The sequence below is a fragment of the Streptomyces sp. NPDC042364 genome, from assembly GCF_056437585.1.
Genome location: NZ_JBWKAJ010000022.1, coordinates 77,440 through 101,847 on the forward strand (window position 1 = coordinate 77,440; position 24,408 = coordinate 101,847).

A 24,408-nucleotide genomic window follows, 5' to 3' on the forward strand; every position below is an offset into this window, starting at 1 on the left:
GTCCTCCGTACCGCCCGTCATGGCGGAGCCGGTCACGGCGGCGCCGCCGCGGCCGCCCGACCGGCGCTCGTCCCTCGCGCGGCGCGCCCCCCATCTGCTGGCCCTGGGCCTGTTCGCGGCGTACGCGACGGAGTCCGTCTGCCGGTACCGGTACATGGGGACCCGGTCGTGGGACCTGGGGATATTCGAGCAGGCGATACGGGCCTACGCGCATCTCCGGGCACCGGTCGTCGATCTCAAGGGACCGGGTTTCCATGTGCTCGGCGATCACTTCAGCCCCATCACCGCGCTGCTCGCGCCCTTCTACCGGATGTTCCCCTCGCCCGTGACGCTGCTCGTCGCGCAGGCCGCGCTGTTCGCCGTCTCCGCGGTGCCGGTGACGCGGGCCGCGGCCCGGCGGCTGGGGCCGTCGCGGGGGCTCGCGATCGGCGTGGCGTACGGGCTGTCGTGGGGGCTCCAGCGGGCGGTGGACTTCGACTTCCACGAGATCTGTTTCGCCGTACCGCTGATCGGTTTCTCCCTGGAGGCGCTGCTCGCCCGACGGTGGCGGGCGGCGCTGCTCTGGGCGCTGCCGTTGGTGCTGGTCAAGGAGGATCTGGGGGTCACGGTGGCGGCCCTGGCGCTGATCGTCGCGCTACGGGCCGGACGGCACGGTTCGCCGCGGGACGTCACCCGTGCCGTCGCCGTCGCGTCGTTCGGGGCGGTCGCGGCGCTGCTCACCTTCACCATGATCATCCCGGCGTTCAACGCCTCCGGCGACTACGGCTACTGGAGCAAGGTCGGCGACGCCGGCCCCTTCGACGGCCTCGACACCAAGGTCCGCACCCTGCTGTGGGTGCTGCTCCCCACCACCGGCCTGCTCGCCCTGCGGTCGCCGCTCCTCATCGCCGCCCTGCCCACCCTGGGCTGGCGCTTCCTGTCGTCCGACGACCACTACTGGGGCACGAACTGGCACTACAGCGCCGTGCTGATGCCGATCGTGTTCCTCGCCCTGGTCGACGCGCTGCCCGCCGCGCGCCGCAGCCCCCGGCGGTGGCTGCGCTCGTACGCGTTCCATCTGCCCGCCGGGGTAGCCTCGGCGGCGCTGGCCCTGACGACGTCGCTGCCGCTGTCCGCGCTCACCGACCCCGACGCCTACCGGGTGCCGGAGCGTGTCACGGCCGTCGAGAAGCTGCTGGCCACGATCCCGGACGGCGCCACCGTCGAGTCCAACGTCGGCCCCATCAGCCGTCTGACGTCGCGCTGCCGCGTGTTCTGGATCGGCCGGACCGAGGGCCTCGCCCCCGACTACATCGTCTTCAACAACTCCTCGCGGTGGGTGAAGGACGTGCCCCGGTACGCCCGTCAGCTGCATCCCCGGGACCACTACGAACTCCAGGGCCTCATCCAGGGATATGTACTGCTGCGCCGCGTCTGACCCCCGCGCCCTGTCCCGTTCCACGGGAATACGGAGCACGCCGTTCGATTCCGCGCACTGCACCAAGGGACAATTGGCGCCCCTCCGTGGACATGGCACCGTGGCGATCGCTTCCCGAGCAGCAGCCAACCAGAAACGGGGAAAAGACCATGACCACGTTACGCAGAGCAATTCCCGGCGCCACACTTTCGGCAGTTCTTCTGCTGACCGGCGCCGCACCCGCCCTCGCCGGTCCCGCCGCGTCGGACGGTGGGGCGTCCACGCAGGCGGTCGCCGGCGTCACCAAGGCGCAGAAGCTCTCGAAGCTGAGCACCCTGACGGCGAACTCGTCCGGCTCCCAGACCAAGTGGTTCACGGCGCTCGGGCAGCACCGGCAGCACAAGCCGGCGATCACGAAGTACAAGTTCAACTGGAGCACCAACTACTGCAATTCGTCACCGGAGAAGATCTGGGGCGGGTACGACTTCTCGTTCGCCTGCTACCGGCACGACTTCGGATACCGGAACTACAAGACGATCGCGGGCAAGGCCACATTCAAGCGGTCCCACAAGCTCCGGATCGACAAGGCGTTCCTGGGCGACATGAACCGTGCCTGCGGACAGAGGTTCTGGGCCGACCCGCTGACGCCGCCCGTCCGTGCGAAGGCCAAGGCCGCGTGCCTGAAGACGGCGAAGAAGTACTACCAGGCCGTCCGCGCCGCCGGCTGACACCGCCGCCCCCGGCCGGCCGCCGCAGGACAGGACCTGGCATCACGAGAACGGCGGGGTGTGGGGACCATTCCCCACACCCCGCCGTTCCCCGTTCCGCAGGCCCCGTTCTCCGCGGCCCTGTTCTCCTCGTCCCCGTACCGCCCGCCCCCCGGACCGCCGCCGGACCGGACCCCCGTACCGGTCCGAGCGGCTGGTCCGAGCGGCTGGTCCGAGGCAGCCGGCCGGTTAGTCCGCCCCCGCTTCGTCCCGCTCCGGCATCAGTCCGTCGCGATCGCGTTGAGCACGTTCATCCGTCCCGCCCTGAACGCGGGGACGAGGGCGGCGAACAGTCCCACGAACGCCGAGCCGACGAACACGCCGATGATGGTCGGCCACGGGATGTCCAGGACCTTCAGTCCCTCCAGGGCGAGGAGCCGCTGGGCGGTCGCGCCCCAGCCCATCCCCAGGCCCAGGCCCAGCAGCGCGCCGAACAGGGCGATCACCACGGACTCCAGGCGGATCATGCGGCGCAGCTGACGGCGCGAGAGGCCGATGGCCCGCATGAGGCCGATCTCCCTGGTGCGTTCGACCACCGACAGGGCCAGGGTGTTCACGACGCCGAGGACCGCGACGACGATGGCCAGGGCCAGCAGGCCGTAGACCATGTTGAGCAGCTGGCCGACCTGGTCCTTCAGGTTCTGCTTGTAGTCGGTCTGGTCCATGACCTGGACCGTGGGGTCCTTGGCGACGGCCGTCTTGAGCGCGGCGTACGCCCGGTCCTTGCTGCCCTCGTCCGCCTCGGCGAGCAGAGCCGTGTCCAGCGGCAGCCGCTCGGCCGGCACATGGCGCTCGACGGTCGTGAGGTTGGTGTACATCGCGCCCTTGTCGAGGCCCGTGTCGTCGGAGGTGATGGCCGCGACCCTCAGCTTCGCGGTGCGGCCCCCGTCGAACGCCACGGTCAGGGTGTCGCCGACCTTCACACCCGCCTTGCCGGCGAACTCGGAGCCGACGGACATCGCGTCGTCGCCGTACGCGGCCGAGAGGTCACCGGAGACCGTCTCGCGGCGCAGGTCCTCGGCGTAGGTGGGCTCCGCGGCCAGCAGCTGCCCCGACTCGGAGGTGCCGTCGGGCGCGGTCACCTTGGCCGGTGTCTCCTTCAGTCGGGTGACGTGGCCGAGGCCCTCGACCCCTTCGACCGCCTTGACCGTGGCGGGGTTGAGGGGCTTGCCGCCGTCGCCCGCCGTGACGATGAAGTCGGCGCCGACCGACTTGTCCAGCTCGCCGGTGGCGGAGGTCACCATGGAGGAGCCGACCACGGAGAGGCAGGCGACCAGGGCCAGGCCGATCATCAGGGCCGCGCCGGTGGCGCCCGTACGGCGCGGGTTGCGCAGCGCGTTGCGCTCGGCCATCCGGCCGACCGGTCCGAAGGCCCGCAGCAGCACGGCGCTCAGCACCCGCACGACACCGCCCGCGAGAAGCGGGCCGATCACGACGAAGCCGATGAGGCTGAGGACGATGCCCGCGCCCAGGATCAGCGAGCCCTCCTTCGCCTGGTCCGCGGTGGCGGCCAGGTAGAGCGCGAAGCCGCCCGCGCCGGTGAGCGCCAGGCCCACCAGGCCGCGTACGAGTCCGGCCTTGCCGTCCGCCGGGGTGCCGGCGTCGCGGAGCGCGGCCATCGGGGAGACCTTGCCCGCGCGGCGGGCGGGCAGATAGGACGCGAGGACCGTGACCACGATGCCCAGCAGCAGGCCGACGGCCGGGGTCGTCCACTGCACCGTCAGGTCGCGGGTGGACAGTTCCATGCCGACGGCCGACATGAGCTTCATCAGCCCGACGGCGAGGCCGATGCCCGCGCCGACGCCCACCACCGAGCCGAGGACGCCGAGCAGGGTCGCCTCGACGAGGACCGACCGGTTGACCTGTCCGCGGGAGGATCCGACGGCCCGCATCAGACCGATCTCGCGGGTGCGCTGGGCGACCAGCATCGAGAACGTGTTGATGATGAGGAAGACACCGACGAGGAACGCGATCCCGGCGAAGCCGAGCATCCCGTACTTGATCACGTTCATGAACTCGTCGACGTCGCCGCGGTTGGCGTCCGCCGTCTCCTGCTGCGTACGGACCTTGTACGCCGTCTCCTGGGCGCCCTTCGCGTCCTGCCCGGCCTGCCCGGCCTGCCCGGCCTGCGCCTTCAGTGCCGCCAGGGCCGAGCTGACGTTCCGCTTCAACCGCGTGTCGCTGACGCCCGCCTCGGCGGCGACGTTGACCTGGGTGAACCGGCCCGTGGCACCGAGGAGTCCGCGCTGCGCGGTGGCGGTGTCGAAGAAGACGACGGCGGCACCGGGGTTGGTCACCTTGAACGACGCGATGCCGACGATCCGGGCGGTGATGTCCCCGCTGACGGTGATGGTGCGCAGCTCGTCACCGAGCTTCAGGCCGTGCTTGTCGGCGGTGTCGGCGTCGACCATCACCTGGGTCGGGCCGCGCGGGGCGTGCCCGGAGGTGATCTCCATGGAACGGAGGTCGTTCCTCGTCCAGTTGCCCGCGATGGTGGGGGCGCCGGTGGAGGAGCCCATGTTCTCGTTGTCGCGGTCGACGACGGTCACGTCCATCGAGGAGACGGCGCCCTCGGCCGACTTGACGCCCTCGACCGCGGCCACCTCCTTCACCAGGGAGGCGGGCAGGGACTCGGGCCTGCCGGTCCGCGAGACCTCGTCGGCCTCACCTCCGGCCACGGAGACCGTGACGTCGGAGGAGGTGGCCGCGAACAGTTTGTCGAAGGTGGTGCCCATCGTGTCGGTGAAGACCAGGGTGCCCGTCACGAACGCCACCGACAGCATGACCGCGATGGCCGACAGCGCCATCCGCCCCTTGTGCGCGAAGAAGTTGCGCATCGATGTCCTCATCACGCTCATGACGTGCGCCCCCGGGCGTCGAAGTCCTTCATGCGGTCCAGGACCTGGTCGGCCGTCGGCTGGTGCATCTCGTCGACGATGCGCCCGTCGGCCAGGTACAGCACGCGGTCGGCGTACGAGGCGGCCACCGGGTCATGGGTGACCATCACGATGGTCTGGCCCAGCTCGTCGACGGAGCGCCGCAGGAAGCCCAGCACCTCGGCGCCGGCGCGCGAGTCGAGGTTGCCGGTCGGCTCGTCCCCGAAGATGATCTCGGGGCGCGCGGCCAGGGCCCTCGCCACGGCGACGCGCTGCTGCTGGCCGCCGGAGAGCTGCGTCGGCCGGTGCTTCAGCCGCTGGGCGAGCCCGACGGTCTCCACGACCCGGCCGAGCCACTCCTTGTCCGGCTTCCGCCCCGCGATGTCCATGGGAAGCGTGATGTTCTCGATGGCGTTCAGGGTGGGCAGCAGGTTGAACGCCTGGAAGATGAACCCGATCCGGTCCCGGCGCAGCTGCGTGAGCTTCTTGTCCTTCAGCCCGGTGATCTCGGTCTCGTCGAGGTAGATCTGACCGCTCGTCACGGTGTCGAGACCGGCGAGGCAGTGCATGAGGGTGGACTTGCCGGAGCCCGATGGCCCCATGATCGCGGTGAACCGGCCCCGCGCGATGTCCACATCCACATGGTCGAGGGCGACGACACGGGTCTCACCGGACCCGTACGCCTTCACGACCTGCCGCGCCCGCGCGGCAACGGCCGTACGCCCTCCAGTGCCCCCGTGCCTGGTGATGGTCACAGCCGATGTCACGGTATGTCTCCTAAGTCGGTCAGCAGATGGTTCCGCTGCTCAGCGGATGAGCGGTGGTACGTGGTGATGCGTCGAGTCTGGTCGCCCGGAGGTCCCCTGCGCGCTGGTGCCCGGCGCAGTCTTCTGCTGGGGAAAACCCCACCCCCGTGGGTCCGGCCCCCACCCCCGTCGGTCCGGTGCACCGCCCCCCGGCGGCGTAAGCCCAGGTTAAGGACGGGGGCGGCCCCGTCTCTTCCTCCGGCGGTACGAACCCGCCCCCGGCCGTTGTACGGAGATACCCCTAAGGGATCTCCACCGAGGGGTGGAGCCGGTCTCAGGGTTCGGCTCCGCCTTCCGGTGCAGTCAGGCTGCACCCTGCCGTGACGTGAGGCACAAGTGGCATGGTGGTCCCCGGCAGATAGATGCAGGGGGAAGGAATCCGGTGGGCGACACACGACCCGCGCTGCGCGACACGGAACAGCCCACCACATCCGGCAGACGGGGAGCGGTCACCGCCGCACTCATGCTGGCCATGGGCCTGGCCGCGCTGGACTCCACGATCGTCTCGACCGCCGTCCCGCAGATCGTCGCCGACCTCGGCGGCTTCTCCGTCTTCTCCTGGCTGTTCTCGGGCTATCTGCTCGCCGTCACCGTCACCCTCCCCGTCTACGGCAAGCTCTCCGACACCTTCGGCCGCAAGCCGGTCCTGATCGCCGGCGCGGCCCTGTTCCTGCTGGGCTCGCTGCTGTGCGCGCTGGCCTGGAACATGGGCGCGCTGATCGCCTTCCGCATCGTCCAGGGCCTGGGCGGCGGGGCGCTGCAGGGCACGGTGCAGACGCTGGCGGCCGACCTCTACCCTCTGGCGGAACGGCCCAGGATCCAGTCGAGGCTGTCCACGGTCTGGGCGGTGTCGGCGGTGGCCGGCCCCGGGGTGGGCGGGGTCCTCGCCGCCTACGCGGACTGGCGCTGGATCTTCCTGATCAACCTCCCGCTGGGCGCGGCGGCACTCTGGCTCCTGGTCCGGCATCTGCACGAGCCGGCCCGGGAGCGGACCGCACGGCCCCGGGTGGACTGGGCGGGCGCCCTGACGGTCTTCGCCTGCGGAGGCGCCCTGCTGACAGCGCTGGTGCAGGGCGGGGTGGCCTGGGCATGGCTGTCCTGGCCCTCACTGACCCTGCTGGGCACGGGGGTCGCCCTGGTCGCGGCGCTGGTGGTGATCGAACGCCGCGCCGCCGAACCGATCATCCCCGGCTGGGTCTGGCGCCGTCGCACGATCGCGGCCGTGAACCTGGCGCTGGCCGCGCTGGGCCTGCTGATGGTGGCGCCGACGGTCTTCCTGGCGACCTACGCCCAGTCGGTGCTGGGCCTGGCCCCGGTGGCCGCCGGCTTCGTCGTCTCCGTCTGGACCCTGAGCTGGCCGGTGTCGGCGGCGCTGAGCCAGCACGTCTACCGCCGCATCGGTTTCCGCGACACGGCGATCCTGGGCATCTCGGCCGCGGCGCTGCTGCTGTTCGCGTTCCCCTTCCTCCCGTATCCGGGCGAGGCCTGGCAGCCGACCCTGCTGATGCTCCTGCTGGGCGCCGCTCTGGGCCTCTTCCAGCTCCCCCTGATCGTGGGCGTCCAGTCGACGGTGGAATGGGAGGAGCGCGGTACGGCCACGGCGTCGATTCTCTTCTGCCGCCAGACCGGCCAGACCCTGGGCGCCGCCCTCTTCGGAGCGGTCGCGAACGGCATCCTGGCCTCCCGCCTGGGCGGGGCGGGAGACCTGGACGCGGTGACCCACGGCCTGGACGCGGGCACGACGGCGGAGCCGGTCCGCCGCGCGGTGGCCGAGGCCGTGCACGCGGTGTACCTCGGAGCGGCCTGCGCGGCGACGGCGGCGCTGCTGGTGCTGCTGGTGGTGGCACCGCGGCGGTTCCCGGTGCTGAAGGACTGAGCACGGCGCGGCGCGGGTCGCCCGGCGCCGTGACGCGGCCGACGTGATCCCACGGCCCGGAAAAACCTGAGTTAATCCGGGTAACACCCCAGGTCAGTGAGGGTTCCGAGAAGAAAGCGCATACCGACCGCTCAGTTTGCCGAAAAGGCAGCGCTTCTCCGTACCCGCATGTAGCGTTCACGCCCGCCCCCCGCTCCCTGCGGTCCGCAGGCACCGGACCATAGCCGCGCAAGGAGACAAGGGATGACCGACGCGTTCTCGTCACCCCCGCACCGAACCCCGTACCGACCACCGCACCACCCGGCCCAGCCGCCCGCGCACACACCCCCGTCCCCACCCGCGGACGCGCCCCCGTCCTCACCCACGTACACCACCCGCAGGCCCTCCGCCCACCAGCCGCCGTTCCCGCCGCCGCGCCCCGACGAGCCCGACGACCCCCTCCTGCACCACCACAGCGACCTGCGCGTGCTGCGCAGCGCCTACCGCTGGCAGCGGCGGGTGGCCACGCTGACCGCGCTGGGCTACTTCGTGCTGTTCCTGGCCCTCTCGGCGTTCGCCCCGTCGTTCATGACGAGCACGGTCACCGGCGGACTGACGACGGGCCTGCTGCTCGGTCTGCTCCAGCTGCCCGTGACCTGCCTGGCGATCTGGCTGTACGAACGCACCGCGCGCCGCCGCGTGGACCCGCTAGCGGACCGGATACGCCGGCTCGCGGAGGCAGAGGCGCGCCGGGACGCCAAGCGCGAGGAGGACCGCACCCGGCGGAGCACGGACCGGAACCCCCGCCGGGGCGGCAACCAGAACTTCCCATGGGACCCGAACCCGAACGCCCCGTGGAACGGCAACCAGAACTCCCCGTGGGGGCCCGCCCGATGAACGCCACCTCCGTCCCCGCCCCCACCGCCGCCGGCGTCCTCGCCGAGTTCAGCGGATCGGCGCAGGCCATGTCCCTCGTCGGCTTCACCGCCGTCGCCACCGTGACACTGCTGCTGTGTGTGATGACGGGCCCGGACCGGGACGACCTCGACGAGTTCTACACCGGCTACAGCTCGCTCTCCCCCATGCGCAACGGCCTGGCGATCGCGGGCGACTACATCTCCGCCGCGACGGTCCTCGGCACCGGCGGCGTGATCGCCCTCTTCGGCTACGACGGTGTCGTCCTCGCGCTCAGCACGGCCCTGTCGCTGATGCTGCTGATGTTCCTGCTGGCCGAACCCCTGCGCAACGCGGGCCGCTTCACGATGGGCGACGCGCTGACCCGGCGGATGCCCGGCCGGACCGTGCGCATCACGGCGTGCGTCGTGACGATCGCCGCGCTGATGCCGATGATGCTGGTGCAACTGGCCGGCACCGGCGACCTGCTGGCGTTCATCCTCGGCTTCTCCAACGACAGCCTGAAGACAGGTGTCGTGGTGATCGTCGGCGCGCTGATGATCGGCTACGCGGCGATCGGCGGGATGAAGGGCACCGCCCTCATCCAGATCATCAAGATCGTGATGCTGCTCGGCTCCGGCGGGATCATCGCCGTACTGATCCTGAACAGGTTCGACTGGGACCCCGGCCTGCTGCTGGGCACGGCGGCCCAGAGGAGCGGGCTCGGCGCCGGCTACCTCGGATCGGGACTCCAGTTCTCGGGCGGCCCCTTCCCGGAACTCGACATGATCAGCGCCCAGTTGACCGTCGTCCTCGGCGGTGCCTGCCTGCCCCACGTCACCATGCGCATGTACACCGCGCGCAGCGCCCGCCAGGTCCGCCGCTCACTGTCGTGGGCGGTGCCGTCGGTCGCCCTGTTCGTGCTGATCATCTCGGTGGTCGGCTTCGGCGCGACGGCCCTGATCGGCCGCGAGGTGATCGCGACGGCCGACCCGCAGGGCAACACGGCCTATCTGCTGGGCTCCATGGCGGCCTTCGGCACGGAGGTCTCCACGGCGGAGACCCTGCTGTTCACCACGGTCGCCACGGCGGTCTTCCTGACGCTCCTGGCCTCGGTGGCGGGCATGATCCTGGCCTGCGCCAACTCCCTGGCCCACGACGTCTTCGCCGCCATCGCGGCCGAACCCCTCACGCCCCGCCGCGAGATGACCATCGCCCGGCTCTCGGCGGGCGCGGTCGGCGTCACCGCGATCGTCCTCGCCACGATGGTCCAGAACCGCAGCCTCCAGCCGCTGGTCACCCTCTCGTTCTGCCTGGGCGCCTCCGCGATCGCCCCCGCCCTGGTCTACGGCCTCTTCTGGCGCCGCTACACCCGTACCGGGCTGATGTGCACGCTCATCGGCGGCACGCTCGCCGTCGTGGTCCTGATGACCGGCACCAACCTCGTCTCCGGCTCCCCGTTCTCCGCGTTCCCGCGGGCCGACTTCAACTGGTTCCCCTTCACCACGACCGGCCTGGTCTCCATCCCGCTGGGCTTCGCGTTCGGCTGGCTGGGCACGGTGTGGTCCGGCCGTGGCAAGGCGGAGGAGCAGCGCAGGCAGTACGAGGCGGTGGAGGGCTGGATCCTCGCGGGAGCGGTGCGGCGGGGGGCCGGCAGCTGAGGCGGGCGCTCACGGGGAAGGGACCCCTCAGAGCTCCGAGCAAAAGTGGAGTCCGATCGGCTCGCGGCGTCTGGTGCGTGCGATCGCAAGGCGCCGGAAGCTCCTTGTAGCGGGGCTACCAGGGGCTTTCGGCGACGCGGCGAGCGTGCGTGCCAGGCGTCGCGAGCCGGGCTCTACTCTTGTTCGGAGCTCTTAGTCCGTGAGCGTCGACAGGCTGTCCCGGACGTAGTCCATCTGCACCTTCAGCCCCTCTCCGCGCTCGGCGTGCTCGCGCAGAACCCGCTCGGTGTCCCGGGCGACGCGTTCCTCCCTGGCCCGTGCCTCCACGATCACCTCGGCGGCACGGGCCTCCGCGTCCTCCTGCGTCCGCGCCGCGTCCCGCCCCGCCTCGGTGAGGGCCCGCTCCGCCTCCGCGACGGCGGCCTCCGCGAGGGCGACCCGTTCCGCGTGGCGCGCGTCGAACACGGCCGCCCGCTCGGCGACCGCCCGCTCGACGTCGGCCACCCGCTCGGCGAACTCCTTGTCGATCTCGGCGAGCATCCCCTCGGTGCGCTTCCGCACCTCCCGCAACGCGGCCAGCGCCTCGGTCCGCCCCTCCTTCACGGACAGCCGCGCGGCGATCCGCAGGTCGTCCGCCTCGGCCCGGGCCGCGATCACCCGCTGCCGGGCCCGCTCCTCCGCCTCCCCGCGCACCTGGTCGGCGTACGCCCGCGCGTCCTCCCGCGCGCGCCGCGCGGCCTCCTCCGCCTCCTCGACGAGCCGCCGGGCGTCGGCGCGCCCGCCCTCCCGGACCGCCGTCGCCTCGTCGACGCAGAGTTCCAGCAGCTGCCGGGCCCGCTCGCCGAGCGCCTCGTACGTCTGCCGGGGGAGCCCGGCGACGGTCTCCCGCAGCCGGGCGAGCTGCACGCCCATGTCCTTGGCGAGCACGGTCAGGCGAGCCGCCCGCTCCCACGCGGCGTCTCGGTCCCGCGAGAGTGCCGCCGCGCAGGCGTCGACCTGGTCGGGGCGGTAGCCACGCCGTACGACGTCGAACGCGAAGTCGCCACCGGGGGCCGCCTTCGGTGCGCTGCTCATGCTGGGAACCTCTCGCCGGACGCGCACGAAATGATGATTTCGCGCATATCTTGATGCACCGGACAGAAGCGTCCACAACGCGACACTCCGTGCGAGGGGCCAGGAGACGCGAGCGGGTCACGTGAGACAGCGGGCAACGCCAAAGGGCCGGGCCCGGTCGCACGACCGGGCCCGGCCCCTTCATGTGCACGCCGCGGGCGTCAGCGGCGGCGGCTCACAGCAAGCCGTCCCACATCTGCTCCAGCAGCACCGACCACCAGCTCTCCGGCGAGCCGAGCGCCGCCGGGTCCAGGGCGGCCAGCTGCGCCTGGAAGTCGACGGTCCAGCGACCCGCCTGCTCCTGGTTCAGCCCGAACCGCAGCCGCCACATACGGCCCAGCAGTGCCAGACAGCGCGTGAACTCCGGCAGCCCGGTGTTCACGAACTGCGGCGGCACGGGCGCACCGCCCGGCCCGGACTCCACCGGCACCGCCACGATGTTCGCCGTGCCGTACTGCACACACAGCGCCTTGCCGAAGTCGCTGCCCATCACCAGGTAGGAGCCCGCGTCCGCCGCCGGCTGCACCCCCCGCTCCTGGGCCAGCTCCGCCAGCGTCGGCACCGGACGGCCCGGCTGGGCCTGCGCCCAGAAGAACGGACCCATGTCCACCGGCAGCCCGGCCACCACCAGCGTGTGCGCCACGATCGGCGGCACACCCTGCCGCGACACCGCCTGCTGGTCGAACCGGAACACCCCCGGCCCGAACGCCGCCGCCAGCTCCTGCCCGATCGCCTCCGGCGGGATCGGCGGCGCCGGCTGCACCGGCGGCAACGGCGCCCGCACCGGCGCGGGCCGCGCCGGACCGTCCGCGACCTGGTGCAGTTCGCCCTGGTGCGCCAGCAACTGCGCCATGCCCTGCTGCCGGCTCGCGTGGTCCTTGCCGTACGGGGCGATGGACGTGATGCGCGCGTTCGGCCACTGCTCACGGATCATCCGCGCGCAGTACGCCCCCGGCAGCTCACACGACTCCAGCTCCGTGTGCAGCTCCAGCACCGCCTCCGGCGGAATGTTCAGACCGCGCAGCTCGTGGAAGATCTGCCACTCCGGGTGCGGGGTGCCCGGCGCCGACCGCCGGATCACCTGCTGCTCGGAGCCGTCCGGCGCGCGGTACCGCAGGACGGCCTGATAGCCGGGACCCACCGTCGGCTGCCCGGTCGGCTGCTGCGGATACCCGTACGCCGGCGGACCACCCATCGGCTGCCCGGGGTGCCCCGGCTGCCCGGGATGACCAGGGTGACCGGGATGACCAGGGTGACCGGGCATGCCCTGCGGAGCCCCCGTCGGCACACCGGGCGGACCGGGCGGCTGCGGCATGCCGGGCGCGCCGGGACCGCCCACCGGGGGCCCGGCCAGCATCGTCTCGGCGTGATGCACCGGACCGGGGCCACCGGGCGGGGTCCCGGGCTGACCCGGAGCGCCGGGCGCACCCGGCGGCTGCGGCGCACCCGGACCACCGACCGACGGACCCGCCAGCATCGTCGCCGCGTGATGCACACCACCGGCGGGCGTACCCGCCGGCGGATTCGGCGCACCCGGAGCACCCGGCTGACCCGGCGCACCGGGAACACCCGGCGGCTGCGGCGCACCCGGACCACCCACCGACGGACCCGCCAGCATCGTCGCCGCATGGTGCACACCACCGGCGGGCGTACCCCCCGGCGGATTCGGCGCACCCGGAGCACCCGGCTGACCCGGCGCACCCTCAGGCCCGTCGGGACCGAGGGCGGAGACCATCTGCGTAGGCACGTACCCACCCGCCGGCGCCCCCGGCACACCCGGAGCGGACGGCGGCGGGGGCGTGCTGCCCGGACGGGCACCCGGTGCCCCCGGAACACCCGGCGGGGGCGGCGGCGCACCCGGCGCACCGCTCCTGCCGCCCCTGCGCGGAGGCGGTGCCGCCTTGCTCGTCGCCGCGTCGGCGATGTCCCCGGCGTTCGGCGCCAGCGGACGCCCCGGCGGCGGAGTACCGGGCCCCTGCGGCCCGCCCTGCGGATACCCGTACGACGGCGTACCCGGCGGCGGCGTACCCGGACCGGCCGGCGGCGACTGCGGCTGCCCGGACGCATCCAGCACGGGCGCCACGGCCGTGGGCGGCAGCTGGCTGCCGCCGGAGATCAGCGCGGTCTTGGCGTCGGGCGGGGCACCGGGCGGCGGGGCGTCGTCCTCACCGCTCACCTCGGTCAGCTGCGGCGCGAACACCGTGTCCGGCAGCGGTACCGAACGGTCGTCCTCGATCTCGGCGTTGGTGTCCGTCCCGGCCCACGGCGTCGCCCCGTCGGGCACACCCGGCACCGCGTCCCGCGGCTCGGCGTCCCTCGGCGGCGGCACCGAGTCCCGCACCTCGTCCTCCACCGAAGCGGCGGCCGGCCACGGCGTGGCGTCCGCCGACGGCCCGCCCGCCGAAGCCGGGGACGCCGGACCCGGCGGCCCGGCCAGCGTCTCCGGCATACCACCGCCACCCACGGATGCCGCCGGACGCGACCCGGCACCGTCCGAGGCACCGGCACCGTCCGAGGCGCCGGCACCCGAACCGGTACCGGCACCCGACCGCCGATCCGGAATCCCCATCCGGTCCGCCGCGTCCTGCAACCACTCCGGCGGAGTCAGCAGGAACGACGTCTGGTTCAGATCCACTCGCGCCGCAGGAGCCGGCGCCTCGGGGGCGAGAGCCTCCGTCCGGCCGTACTCCTCCTCATAACGGCGGATCACCTCACCCACCGGCAGCGACGGCCACAACGTGGCCTCCCCGCTGTCCCGGGCGATCACCAGCCGCTGCGCACCACCGTCGGACCGCGGACCGTCCGCCCGGTCCTCCGCCCACACCACGAACCCCAGATCGAACTCCCGCACCCGCACCTCACGGTGCTGATACGCGGGCAGATCACCGTTGATCCACTCCTCGGCGCGCTCCTGCGCCTGAGCGAACGTCACCATCGAGAACTCACTCCCCCACCGAGGATGTCGCGGCGACCGGCACGGCACGAGCGAACCCACCGTCCACCATCAGATTCGCCACCGTCTCCAACTCCGGCGGATTGCCCGCCAGCCGGGACAGGAACACGTCGAAGTCCGCACCGGCGGGGAGCAGCAACCGCTCCACCCGCTCGGCCGGCGGCCACGACGGATCCACATCACGGGCGTCGTCGTACGCGCAGAACCACACCGACCCGATCCGGTCGCCCTTCACCTTCACCGCGACCAGCCCGCCCTGCGCGAACGCCACCGCCAGATAGTCCTTGGTCAGATGGTCCCGCAGGCACTTGTTGACATACACCAGGTCATTGACCGCGGCCTCGTCCCGCACCGTGAAGAACGGCTGGTCCACCAGCAGCCCCAACTCCGCGTCCAACGCCGCCCCCACGGGAGCACAACCGCCCGCCGCCTTCAGGAACGACCGGTACGCGCCAGGCAACCGGTACCCGAGGTCCTCCTCGACCCCCTGCACCTGCGACTCCGTCACCGCCACCGCCGACGACTTCGGCAACCCGAAGTGCGCCGGCCGCGTCTCCTGCAACGGCCGCGTGCCCCGCTTGCCCTGATCCACCCGCGCCGTCGCGATACCACCGTGATGCCGCAGCAGCGCCTTCACCTCGACCGGCACCAACTCCAGCCGCCGACTGCCCACCACGTGATGCCACGTCCAGCCGTGCGGCGTCGCCACCGGCGGAATCGTGTCCCACAACTCATGCCCCGACGCCGCCAGCGCCGCGTTCGCGGACACGTAGTCCGTCAACCGCAGCTCGTCCACCCCGAACCCCTCAGGGGGATCGGCGATCTCCGCCGCGGCACGCGCATAGGGCGAGAAATCCGGATACCCGTGCGCGTCAACACGGACACCCCTCGGATGACGCGCGGCCCGGACCGGGTCCGGAAACTGCACGACCTGCCCGGCGTAGGCCGCGTTCGGCGGCGCGGCTTGCTGCCCGAGCCGACCTGTCGTCATGGCGTTGGCCCCCTGCGGCGTTCTGTCGACCTGTTCTGGTACTGGCTGACTGGTGTTGGCTGACTGGTACTGACGTCTGTACTGACTGACCACGGGCAGTGAAAAAGGCCCGTCAAAGGCCCCCTCCCACAACCCGACCCGCCCCGGCCCCTCACTCGAACGCGGGACCCGCACGGATCGCGGTCGCCGACAGCCTATGCGGTACGGCGACACCGGTCACCGGCCCTCCACTTCCGTGACCAGCCGTCACACCACCCTCACCGTGCGCCGAAGCCCGGGCGTGTCGCACCGCCCCAGCTTCCACACCGGCCACACCGTTTGGCACTCTGTGTCCGCTGACGGGGGATGCGACAGGAGGGGACGACGATCATGAACACGACGCAGGCGGGACCCTCGGGAGACCCACGCATCGGCTGGAGCACCGCGGAACAGCCGCCCGCCCCCACCCTCCTCCACCGCCGCGACGGCATCCTGCCCACCGTCGCCGCCGCCCTCTCCGTACGCGGCGAGACCCTCACCGGCACCGCAGCCCGAGGCGACCAGGCCCCACCCCTGCACCCCCTCGTCCAGGAGTTCCTCGACTCCCTCGCCACCTCCCAACGCGACCGCTTCACCGGCCGCTGCGCCGAGGCCATCCTCATCTCCCGGCACATCACCACCGCCGACGCCGCCCGCAGCAAGCGCGCCTCCCGCAGACCCATGACCAACGGCGAGGCCCGCAAGGTCCTCAAACAGGCCAAACTCACCACCCGCCACATCCGCGAGGACGGCGACCCCCTCCACGGCGGCTTCGCCACCCCCTGCCGCTCCTGCACCGCCCTCAGCGCCCACTTCGGCGTCCGCATCGTCGACCCCACCCAGGACAACTGAACGGCAACCCCCGACCGGGAGTACCGGGGGAAGCCACCAGGAGGAAACCCGGCCGAGCCCGACCAACTCACCGGAACCCGCCCGGAACCACCGCCCCACCTGATACGTCACCTGGTACGCGAGCAGACCCGCCCCTCAGACCCGCCCCGGACACACCGAACGCCCCTCACACCGACGCACCCCACCGACCACCGACCACCGACCCCACCAGCCGAACACCGACGAACCCCCCGACGAACAAAGGGCAGATGCACACCGACCGCACCTCCACCACGCGCTTCTCCGTACCCGTCGACGCCGCCCTGCGCGCCGCCGGCTGGCAGCCCGGACGCTGGGACATAAAGCAGGCCGAATACTGGGCCGACACCCTGCGCGAGTACACCTCGCCCGCAGGACACCGCCACACCGTCTTCCCGGCCGCGGTCGAAGCCTGGGCCGAATTCGGCGGCCTCCGCCTCACCGCACAGGGCCCCGGCCGGCAACTCGCCCCCGTCGACCTCCACCTCGACCCCCTCCACGGCCTCCACCTGGCACGCACCCTCGACGACCTCGGCCGCGCCCTCGACACCGAGGTCTGCCCCCTCGGCCACGAGACCGCCACCCGCGCACTCCTCGCCATCGACACCGACGGCCGCGCCTACGCCCTCGACCACACCGGCGACTGGTACCTGGGCCCCCACATCGACGCAGCCCTCACCACCCTCCTCACGGGCGCCGCCCCGACCCGCCTGACGGCACACTGAGGAAACCGGGCCGTCAGCACACCGGTACCCGACCGCTCGCAGCCGTGCCCGCACCCAGACGCGAACCCCGCCCCCCACCACCATCACCCGTGCCGCCGCAGCGACGGGCGCCCCCCGCGGAGCCCTACGCCGGAATGACCGCCGACACCCGGAACCCCCCGGCCTCCGTCGGCCCCGACACGAACACACCCCCCAGCCCGGCCACCCGCTCCTTCATCCCGAGCAACCCGTTCCCCCCACTGGGCAACCGCGCCGCCCCCGCCTCCCCCGGCTCCGGCGGCGGCCCGTTCTCCACCTGCATCGCGATCTCCGCCGAACGGTGCGCCAGACGCACATGCGTCTTCGCCCCCGCCGCATGCTTGTGGACGTTCGTCAACGCCTCCTGCACCACCCGGTACGCCGTCTGCTCCACCTCGGCCGCATACACCCGCACCTCCCCCTCCACCGACAACTCCACGACCATCCCCGCGGCCGCGGACTGCCCCACCAACTCCTCCAGCTCCGCCAGACAGGGCCCCTCCCCCGCCTCGTCCTCAGCCCGCGACGCCGCCGCGGCCGCGGCCACCCCCACCGCGGCCAACGGCACCGACGCCGGCTCGGCGGAACGCACCGTCGAGAACCCCTCCCCCGACCGCAACACCCCGAGCATCTCCCGCAACTCGGTCAGCGCCTGCCGCCCCATGTCCCCCACCAGCGCCGCGTTCCTCACCGCCTTCTCGGGGTCCTTCCGCGCCACCGCCTGCAACGCCGCCGCGTGCACCACCATCAGCGACACCCGGTGCGCCACCACGTCATGCATCTCCCGCGCGATCCGGGTCCGCTCCTCACCCCGGGCCCACTCCGCCCGCTCCTCCGCCCGCTCCGCGAGCAGCTGCAGCTCCCGCTCCAGCGAGTCCGCCCGCTCCCTCAGGCTCTCCATCAACCGCCGCCGGGCCCCCACGTACAACCCCAGCAGCACCGGCGGCGCCGTCAGCCCTATCGCCACCGTCAGCGCCAGGAACAGCGCGAACCACTCCCCGCCGCCGATCACGGCGTCCTCGCCCACACCGCCGTCCTCGCGGGTGATCTGCGTGGCCTGCACGAACCAGACGATGAACACCCCCGTGAACGCCATCCCGGACAGCGCCCCGATGATCCGTCTCGGCGCCTCCGACGCGGCCAGGGTGTACAGCCCGACGAGCCCCATCAGATACCCCATCTGAGCGGGCGCGACAGCGATGAACACCAGCACGACGGCAACGGGCCACATCCGCCGCACCAGCAACACGGAGCCGGCGAGCGCCCCGAACCCCACCCCCACGGACGCCGGCAGCCCGGCGTCCCGGGCGAACTCCACGCCCTCCACCGAACACTCGACGGCCGACACGAACGCCAGCGCACCGTCGAACACGGCGCCACGCCATCGCTCCCACCACCACGGGCCGACCGGGCGGCCCTCCATCCTGGCCCCGGTGCGGCCTTCCCCCGTCGCGGTCATATCCCAAGCCTACGTTCGAGCGCCCCCGCTTTTCCGGCGAGTTTCCCGTACTGGCCTACACCACACCGCCCAATCGAACAGAAGCGAAACCACCCGGTATCCCTCGAACTGCTGAATCGCACAACGTTCGACACCGGAACCCACCATTCCGCCCAGACGGTATGCCCATGGCACATCCCCAGAACAAGTACGCCGACTTCGAGGGCCTGCGCGCCCAGGCGATGACCCTGCGCCGGTCGGGCCTCAGCCGCCGCCAGATCCGCGACCGCCTGCACGTCGACAACAACGACCTCCTCAACCGCCTCCTGGAGGGCGAGCCCCCTCCCGAGTGGACCAAGCGCCCACGCGCCAAGGACGACCTGCGAGCCAAGGCCAGAGAGCTTCGCACCCAGGGCTGGACATACGACCAGATCCAGGTGGAGCTGGGCTGCTCGAAGAGCTCGATCTCCCTGTGGGTACGGGACCTGCCGAAGCCGGAGCGACGCGAACCGAGAGAACAAGCGAAGCTGGCGGCTCGCAAGCGCTGGGAGCACGAGCTGGCGATTCGCGACAAGGAGCGTCGGCAAACCAAGGAAACAGCTGCCCGAGAAATGGGCATGATGACGGACCGGGATCTGTTCATCGCTGGAGTCGCCCTCTACTGGGCCGAGGGCTCCAAGGACAAGCCCTACGACCGCCGAGAAAACGTCCTGTTCGTCAACAGCGACCCAGGGGTGATCCGGATCTACCTGGCCTGGCTGGACCTGCTGGGCATCGAACGCGAGCGCCTGCGCTACCGAGTCATGATCCACATGACGGCGGATGTGGAAGCCGCGGAACAGTTCTGGGCCGATCTGGTCGGGGTCGACGTCTCCACCTTCCAGAGGACGACGATCAAGAAGCACAACCCGAAAACGGTCCGGAAGAACGTCGGCGAAGACTACCGGGGTTGCCTGGTGATCCGCGTCGCCCAGGGGGCTGACCTGTACCGACGCATCGAGGGCTGGTGGATGGGAATGGTGGCCATGGCGCCAGCACGTCTCCGGTAAGGTCTTATGCAGTGATCCGCCGTGGGGTAACGGTAGCCCGCAGGCCTTTGAAGCCTTGCAGTGCTGGTTCGAATCCAGCCGGCGGAGCTGCACCACTCCGGGTCCTGACCCCAGAAAGACGGGTCGGGACCCGCTCACATTTCACCCTCACAGCCCCCCGGTATCCTGCGGATGTCCACACCCCAGTCATCCACAGCCGAAGGGCATCCCCGTGAGCGCAACCCGCCCGGCAGCCGTCGTCGTACTCGCAGCGGGTGAGGGCACCCGTATGAAGTCGGCCACACCCAAGGTTCTGCACAGCATCTGTGGCCGCTCCCTGGTGGGCCACGTCCTCGCCGCCGCGCGCGAGTTGGACCCGGAGAACCTGGTCGTGGTCGTGGGGCACGCCCGCGAGAAGGTCGCCGCGCACCTGGCCGAGATCGACCCGGACGTACGGACGGCGGTCCAGGCGGAGCAGAACGGCACGGGGCACGCCGTACGGATGGGCCTGGAGGAGCTGGGCGGCGGCGTCGACGGCACGGTCGTGGTCGTCTGCGGTGACACCCCGCTGCTGACGGGCGCGACGCTCCGCCGGCTCGCCGAGACGCACGCCGCCGACGGCAACGCGGTGACCGTGCTGACCGCCGAGGTCCCGGACGCCACCGGTTACGGCCGGATCGTGCGGGACGGCGCCTCGGGTGCCGTGACGGCGATCGTGGAGCACAAGGACGCGACGGAGTCGCAGCGGGCGATCCGGGAGATCAACTCGGGGGTGTTCGCGTTCGACGGCCAACTGCTCGCGGACGCGCTGGGGAAGGTGCGGACGGACAACAGCCAGGGCGAGGAGTACCTGACGGACGTCCTGGGGATCCTGCGGGAGGCGGGGCACCGGGTGGGTGCCTCGGTCGCGGTGGACCACCGGGAGATCGCCGGGATCAACAACCGGGTGCAGCTGGCCGAGGCGCGCCGGATCCTCAACGACCGGTTGCTGGCCGAGGCGATGCTCGCGGGTGTCACGGTCGTGGATCCGGCGACCACGTGGGTGGACGTGACGGTGACCTTCGAGCAGGACGCGCTGGTGCACCCCGGTACGCAGCTGCTGGGTGCGACGCATCTCGGTGAGGGTGCGGAGGTCGGTCCGAACTCGCGGCTGAGGGACACGGTGGTCGGGGCCGGCGCGCGGGTGGACAATACGGTGGCGGACGGCGCCGAGGTGGGTCCGCAGGCGACGGTGGGGCCGTACGCGTACCTGCGTCCGGGGACGCGTCTGGGGCTGAAGGCGAAGATCGGTACGTACGTCGAGACGAAGAACGCGTCGATCGGTGAGGGGACGAAGGTTCCGCATCTGTCGTACGTGGGGGATGCGACGATCGGCGAGTACTCGAACATCGGTGCGGCAAGTGTCTTTGTGAACTACGACGGTGAGCAGAAGCATCACACGACCGTCGGCTCGCACTGCAAGACGGGTTCGGACAACATGTTTGTGGCTCCTGTCACGGTCGGGGACGGTGCGTACACCGCCGCGGGGTCCGTGATCACGAAGGATGTGCCGCCCGGTTCGCTGGCCGTGGCCCGTGGCCAGCAGCGGAATATCGAGGGTTGGGTGGCTCGTAAGCGTCCGGGGAGCGCGTCGGCGAAGGCGGCCGAGGCGGCTTCCCGGGAGGCGGAAAGCGGAAGCTGACCGGAAACGGGTGCGTCGGGGACGGCGTACCGTGATAAGTGCACATCCGCACCCCAGCTGAGCGGTCATCCGTGCCCAGCTGTGACACCTCTGAGGAGACAGTGCTGTGACCGGGATCAAGACGACCGGCGAGAAGAAGATGATGTTCTTCTCCGGCCGCGCCCACCCCGAGCTTGCCGAGGAGGTCGCCCAGCAGTTGGGTGTCGGGGTCGTCCCGACGAAGGCCTTCGACTTCGCCAACGGCGAGATCTATGTGCGGTATCAGGAGTCGGCGCGTGGTGCGGACTGCTTTCTGATCCAGAGCCACACGGCTCCGATCAATAAGTGGATCATGGAGCAGTTGATCATGATCGACGCGTTGAAGCGTGCGTCGGCCCGCTCCATCACGGTGATCGTGCCGTTCTACGGTTACGCGCGGCAGGACAAGAAGCACCGTGGCCGTGAACCGATCTCGGCGCGTCTGATCGCGGATCTGATGAAGACGGCGGGTGCGGACCGGATTCTGGCGGTCGATCTGCACACGGACCAGATCCAGGGCTTCTTCGACGGTCCGGTGGACCATCTGTTCGCGCTGCCGCTGCTGGCGGACTACGTGGGCGCGAAGGTGGACCGGAGCAAGCTGACGGTGGTCTCTCCGGACGCGGGTCGTGTGCGGGTGGCGGACCGTTGGTGCGACCGGCTGGGCGCGCCGCTGGCGATCGTGCACAAGCGGCGTGACAAGGACGTGGCGAACCAGGTCACGGTGCATGAGGTCGTGGGTGAGGTCGAGGGCCGTATCTGTGTCCTCGTGGACGACATGATCGACACGGGTGGGACGATCTGTGCCGCCGCGGACGCGTTGTTCGCGCACGGTGCGGAGGACGTGATTGTGACGGCGACGCACGGTGTGCTGTCGGGTCCGGCGGCCGATCGGCTGAAGAACTCGAAGGTGAGCGAGTTCGTGTTCACCAACTCGCTGCCGACGCCGAGTGAGTTGGAGCTGGACAAGATCACGGTGCTGTCGATCGCGCCGACGATCGCGAACGCGGTGCGTGAGGTGTTCGAGGACGGTTCGGTGACGAGCCTGTTCGACGAGCAGTAGGACCGCGGTAACGGTCGCTCAGAGATCGTTTTGGGTGCGGCCTCCCCCTCCGAGTAGACTGCTGCAGTTGCTCGGCGAGGGAGGCCGTCCGCGTTCTGTGCGCGGGTTCGGCGGTCCGTTATCGACGCGCTCTTCGTAGCAGGCCGTTCGTGGCCGGGTGACCACGTCCGTTGCTATCTCTACGAGGAGTGATCATGTCCGAGGTGAAGCTCACCGCGTCGACGCGTACCGAGTTCGGCAAGGGTGCCGCCCGTCGTATCCGTCGTGACGCCAAGGTTCCCGGTGTTCTGTACGGTCACGGTTCGGACCCGCTGCACCTGACGCTGCCGGGCCACGACCTGCTGCTGGCGCTGCGTACGCCGAACGTTCTGATCTCGCTGGACATCGATGGGAAGACCAGCGAGCTGGCGATCCCGAAGTCCGTGCAGCGTGACCCGATCAAGGGTTTCCTGGAGCACGTCGACCTGCTGCTCGTGAAGAAGGGCGAGAAGGTCAACGTCGAGATCCCCGTGCACACCGAGGGTGAGCTGGCTCCGGGTGGCAACCTGCTGGAGCACGTGCTGAACGCGCTGCCGGTCGAGGCGGAGGCCACGCACATCCCCGAGTCGGTCAGCGTCTCGGTCGAGGGTCTTGCGGCGGGTGCGTCCGTCCTGGCGAAGGACATCACGCTGCCGAAGGGTGTCTCCCTGGCGGTCGAGGAGGACGCGGTGGTCCTCCAGGTTCTGGCCGCGCAGGCGGAGGAGCCGTCGGAGGAGGGCGCCGAGGGCGAAGAGGTCGCCGAGGCCTGATCTGCCGCAGGGCAGTTGTCCAGCCGCCGTTTCCCTTGCGGGAGCGGCGGCTGGTTCGCGTAGGAATGGAGACATGGACGTGACGACCGATCCCGCTGCCCCCTGGCTGATCGCCGGGTTGGGGAATCCCGGGCCTGAGTACGCCATGAATCGGCACAATGTCGGGTTCATGGTGGTGGATCTGCTGGCCGAGCGGATCGGGGGGAGGTTCAAGCGGGCCGGGAAGGCTCAGGCGCAGGTCGTGGAGGGGCGGATCGGGCCGCCGGGGCCGATGAACCGTCGGGTGGTCCTGGTGAAGCCGATGTCGTTCATGAATCTCTCCGGTGGTCCGGTGAACGCGCTGCGGGACTTCTACAAGGTGCCGGTGGGGAACATCGTGGCCGTCCATGACGAGCTGGACATCGACTACGGGGCGCTGCGCCTGAAGCTGGGTGGTGGTGACAACGGTCACAACGGGCTGAAGTCGATGACGAAGGCGATGGGGTCGGACTACCACCGGGTGCGGTTCGGGATCGGGCGGCCGCCGGGGCGGATGCCGGTCGCGGACTTCGTGCTGAAGGACTTCGCGTCGGCGGAGCGCAAGGAGTTGGGCTACTTCGTGGACCGGGCGGCGGACGCGGTGGAGTGCCTGGTGATCGACGGCCTGGAGCGGGCACAGGGGACGTACAACTCCTGAGGGCTTATTCACGGAGGGATCGGGACAAGTCGCGATTCCGCCGTCGTCCGGTTTGGCCTGGGGGAGTTGACCGACCGCGGTGCCATGGCCAATGATCCCCGCCATGCCCGCCAGCCATGCCTCCGCTTCCCGTTCGCGGCACGCCCGTGCGCTGCCGCGCAAGAGCGGTGCGTCGAGCGCGTTGCGGTACGGGCGGCTCGCCGCGATGGGTGTCGTCGCGCTGGTGATTCTGGTCGCCGGGGTGTGGGGTTCCTGGGACTGCGCCCAGCACGTGATGCTGAGCAAGGGGCGCGAGCAGGGGACGATGACGGTGTCCCGGTGTGACGGGACGGTCTGCTGGGGGCCCTACGAGCCGGTGTCGGCGGGGTCGACGGCTCGGCAGCGGGTGAGTATCGAGCAGTCGGTGGCGGTGGAGACGGGTGAGACGTACTCGGTCGTCGTGAAGCCGGGCAGCCGTGATGTGGTGCGGACGGGTCCGGCGGGTCTGCTGCACGCGTGGGTGCCGCTCGGTGGCGCGCTGCTGCTGTCATCGGTGGTCGTGGCGGGCGGCTTGCGGATGCGCCGCTCGGCGTGGGTGCTGGGCGGGGCGGGGTTCGCGCTGATCACGGCGGCCTGGGTGGCCTTGTGAGGCCGTCCTCCTGAGAACACACAGCGGTGCCCCCGCGGTCTTACGACCGCGGGGGCACCGCGGGGTGTTTGGGGCGGGCGGTGTCGGGGGGAGCCGGTGGTGGGCAGGCCCCCCCCCCCCCCCGTGGCGGGGTGGAGGTGGGCGC

The 24,408-nt window shown here is 71.2% G+C and carries 18 protein-coding genes, 1 tRNA gene and 1 pseudogene; 14 read left to right on the top strand and 6 right to left on the bottom strand.

The features are described 5' to 3' along the window. Positions 1 to 19: 19 nt before the first annotated feature. Entirely contained in the window at positions 20 to 1,417 is a 1,398-nt protein-coding gene (locus AC067N_RS32085; protein ID WP_478682451.1) for a DUF2079 domain-containing protein, read from the top strand. Positions 1,418 to 1,566: 149 nt separating this feature from the next. Then, positions 1,567 to 2,124, top strand: a complete 558-nt coding sequence (locus tag AC067N_RS32090) for a phospholipase A2 (protein WP_478682415.1) — start codon at positions 1,567 to 1,569, stop codon at positions 2,122 to 2,124. A gap of 260 nt (positions 2,125 to 2,384) precedes the next feature. On the opposite strand, the gene AC067N_RS32095 is transcribed toward AC067N_RS32090, so the two are convergent. Together AC067N_RS32095 and AC067N_RS32100 are read right to left on the bottom strand one after the other, a co-directional pair. After that, positions 2,385 to 5,021, bottom strand: coding sequence for an ABC transporter permease (locus AC067N_RS32095; protein ID WP_478682416.1), 2,637 nt, complete (start codon positions 5,019 to 5,021; stop codon positions 2,385 to 2,387). Continuing rightward, entirely contained in the window at positions 5,018 to 5,806 is a 789-nt protein-coding gene (locus AC067N_RS32100) for an ABC transporter ATP-binding protein (RefSeq protein ID WP_055521032.1), read from the bottom strand. Before AC067N_RS32100 ends, AC067N_RS32095 begins: the two co-directional genes overlap by 4 nt. A 421-nt stretch (positions 5,807 to 6,227) precedes the next feature. Here AC067N_RS32100 and AC067N_RS32105 point away from each other — a divergent pair, with 421 nt between their 5' ends. The 3 genes and pseudogenes from AC067N_RS32105 (at position 6,228) to AC067N_RS32115 (ending at position 10,255) form a co-directional block, all read left to right on the top strand. Next, positions 6,228 to 7,721 carry an MFS transporter gene (locus AC067N_RS32105; RefSeq protein WP_478682417.1) on the top strand — a complete coding sequence of 498 codons (1,494 nt, stop codon included), beginning with the start codon at positions 6,228 to 6,230 and terminating at the stop codon, positions 7,719 to 7,721. A gap of 243 nt (positions 7,722 to 7,964) precedes the next feature. Further along, a pseudogene (locus AC067N_RS32110) lies at positions 7,965 to 8,465 on the top strand (DUF485 domain-containing protein); the annotation flags it as partial. A gap of 128 nt (positions 8,466 to 8,593) precedes the next feature. After that, positions 8,594 to 10,255 (top strand): sodium/solute symporter, encoded by a 1,662-nt coding sequence (locus AC067N_RS32115; RefSeq protein ID WP_478682418.1) that lies wholly within the window; start codon positions 8,594 to 8,596, stop codon positions 10,253 to 10,255. A gap of 192 nt (positions 10,256 to 10,447) precedes the next feature. Here the strand turns inward: AC067N_RS32115 and AC067N_RS32120 are convergent, their stop codons facing one another. The 3 genes from AC067N_RS32120 to AC067N_RS32130 form a co-directional block, all read right to left on the bottom strand. Next, positions 10,448 to 11,329 (bottom strand): cellulose-binding protein, encoded by an 882-nt coding sequence (locus AC067N_RS32120; RefSeq protein WP_478682419.1) that lies wholly within the window; start codon positions 11,327 to 11,329, stop codon positions 10,448 to 10,450. 214 nt (positions 11,330 to 11,543) lie between these two features. After that, positions 11,544 to 14,303, bottom strand: a complete 2,760-nt coding sequence (locus AC067N_RS32125) for an SUKH-4 family immunity protein (RefSeq protein WP_478682420.1) — start codon at positions 14,301 to 14,303, stop codon at positions 11,544 to 11,546. A 7-nt stretch (positions 14,304 to 14,310) separates the two neighbouring features. Continuing rightward, entirely contained in the window at positions 14,311 to 15,312 is a 1,002-nt protein-coding gene (locus tag AC067N_RS32130) for an SMI1/KNR4 family protein (protein WP_478682452.1), read from the bottom strand. A gap of 369 nt (positions 15,313 to 15,681) precedes the next feature. Here AC067N_RS32130 and AC067N_RS32135 point away from each other — a divergent pair, with 369 nt between their 5' ends. Then, complete coding sequence (locus AC067N_RS32135; protein WP_478682421.1) at positions 15,682 to 16,182, top strand: YwqJ-related putative deaminase; 501 nt, start codon at positions 15,682 to 15,684, stop codon at positions 16,180 to 16,182. 248 nt (positions 16,183 to 16,430) lie between these two features. Next, complete coding sequence (locus AC067N_RS32140) at positions 16,431 to 16,925, top strand: SUKH-3 domain-containing protein (RefSeq protein ID WP_478682422.1); 495 nt, start codon at positions 16,431 to 16,433, stop codon at positions 16,923 to 16,925. A gap of 124 nt (positions 16,926 to 17,049) precedes the next feature. On the opposite strand, the gene AC067N_RS32145 is transcribed toward AC067N_RS32140, so the two are convergent. Continuing rightward, positions 17,050 to 18,402, bottom strand: coding sequence for a sensor histidine kinase (locus AC067N_RS32145; protein WP_478682423.1), 1,353 nt, complete (start codon positions 18,400 to 18,402; stop codon positions 17,050 to 17,052). Between the two features lie 167 nt (positions 18,403 to 18,569). Here AC067N_RS32145 and AC067N_RS32150 point away from each other — a divergent pair, with 167 nt between their 5' ends. From AC067N_RS32150 to AC067N_RS32180, 7 genes are all read left to right on the top strand, one after another. Further along, positions 18,570 to 19,430 (top strand): hypothetical protein, encoded by an 861-nt coding sequence (locus AC067N_RS32150; RefSeq protein ID WP_478682424.1) that lies wholly within the window; start codon positions 18,570 to 18,572, stop codon positions 19,428 to 19,430. A gap of 15 nt (positions 19,431 to 19,445) precedes the next feature. After that, positions 19,446 to 19,517 (top strand) — tRNA-Gln (locus tag AC067N_RS32155). A gap of 124 nt (positions 19,518 to 19,641) precedes the next feature. Beyond that, positions 19,642 to 21,090: a bifunctional UDP-N-acetylglucosamine diphosphorylase/glucosamine-1-phosphate N-acetyltransferase GlmU gene (gene glmU, locus AC067N_RS32160; protein WP_478682425.1), complete on the top strand. Its 1,449-nt coding sequence runs from the start codon at positions 19,642 to 19,644 to the stop codon at positions 21,088 to 21,090. A 106-nt stretch (positions 21,091 to 21,196) separates the two neighbouring features. Continuing rightward, positions 21,197 to 22,171: a ribose-phosphate diphosphokinase gene (locus AC067N_RS32165; RefSeq protein ID WP_478682426.1), complete on the top strand. Its 975-nt coding sequence runs from the start codon at positions 21,197 to 21,199 to the stop codon at positions 22,169 to 22,171. A gap of 194 nt (positions 22,172 to 22,365) precedes the next feature. Further along, positions 22,366 to 22,959, top strand: a complete 594-nt coding sequence (locus tag AC067N_RS32170) for a 50S ribosomal protein L25/general stress protein Ctc (RefSeq protein WP_478682427.1) — start codon at positions 22,366 to 22,368, stop codon at positions 22,957 to 22,959. A 73-nt stretch (positions 22,960 to 23,032) separates the two neighbouring features. Then, positions 23,033 to 23,635: an aminoacyl-tRNA hydrolase gene (pth, locus tag AC067N_RS32175; RefSeq protein WP_478682428.1), complete on the top strand. Its 603-nt coding sequence runs from the start codon at positions 23,033 to 23,035 to the stop codon at positions 23,633 to 23,635. A gap of 103 nt (positions 23,636 to 23,738) precedes the next feature. Further along, positions 23,739 to 24,263, top strand: a complete 525-nt coding sequence (locus AC067N_RS32180) for a hypothetical protein (RefSeq protein WP_478682429.1) — start codon at positions 23,739 to 23,741, stop codon at positions 24,261 to 24,263. Positions 24,264 to 24,408 lie beyond the last annotated feature (145 nt).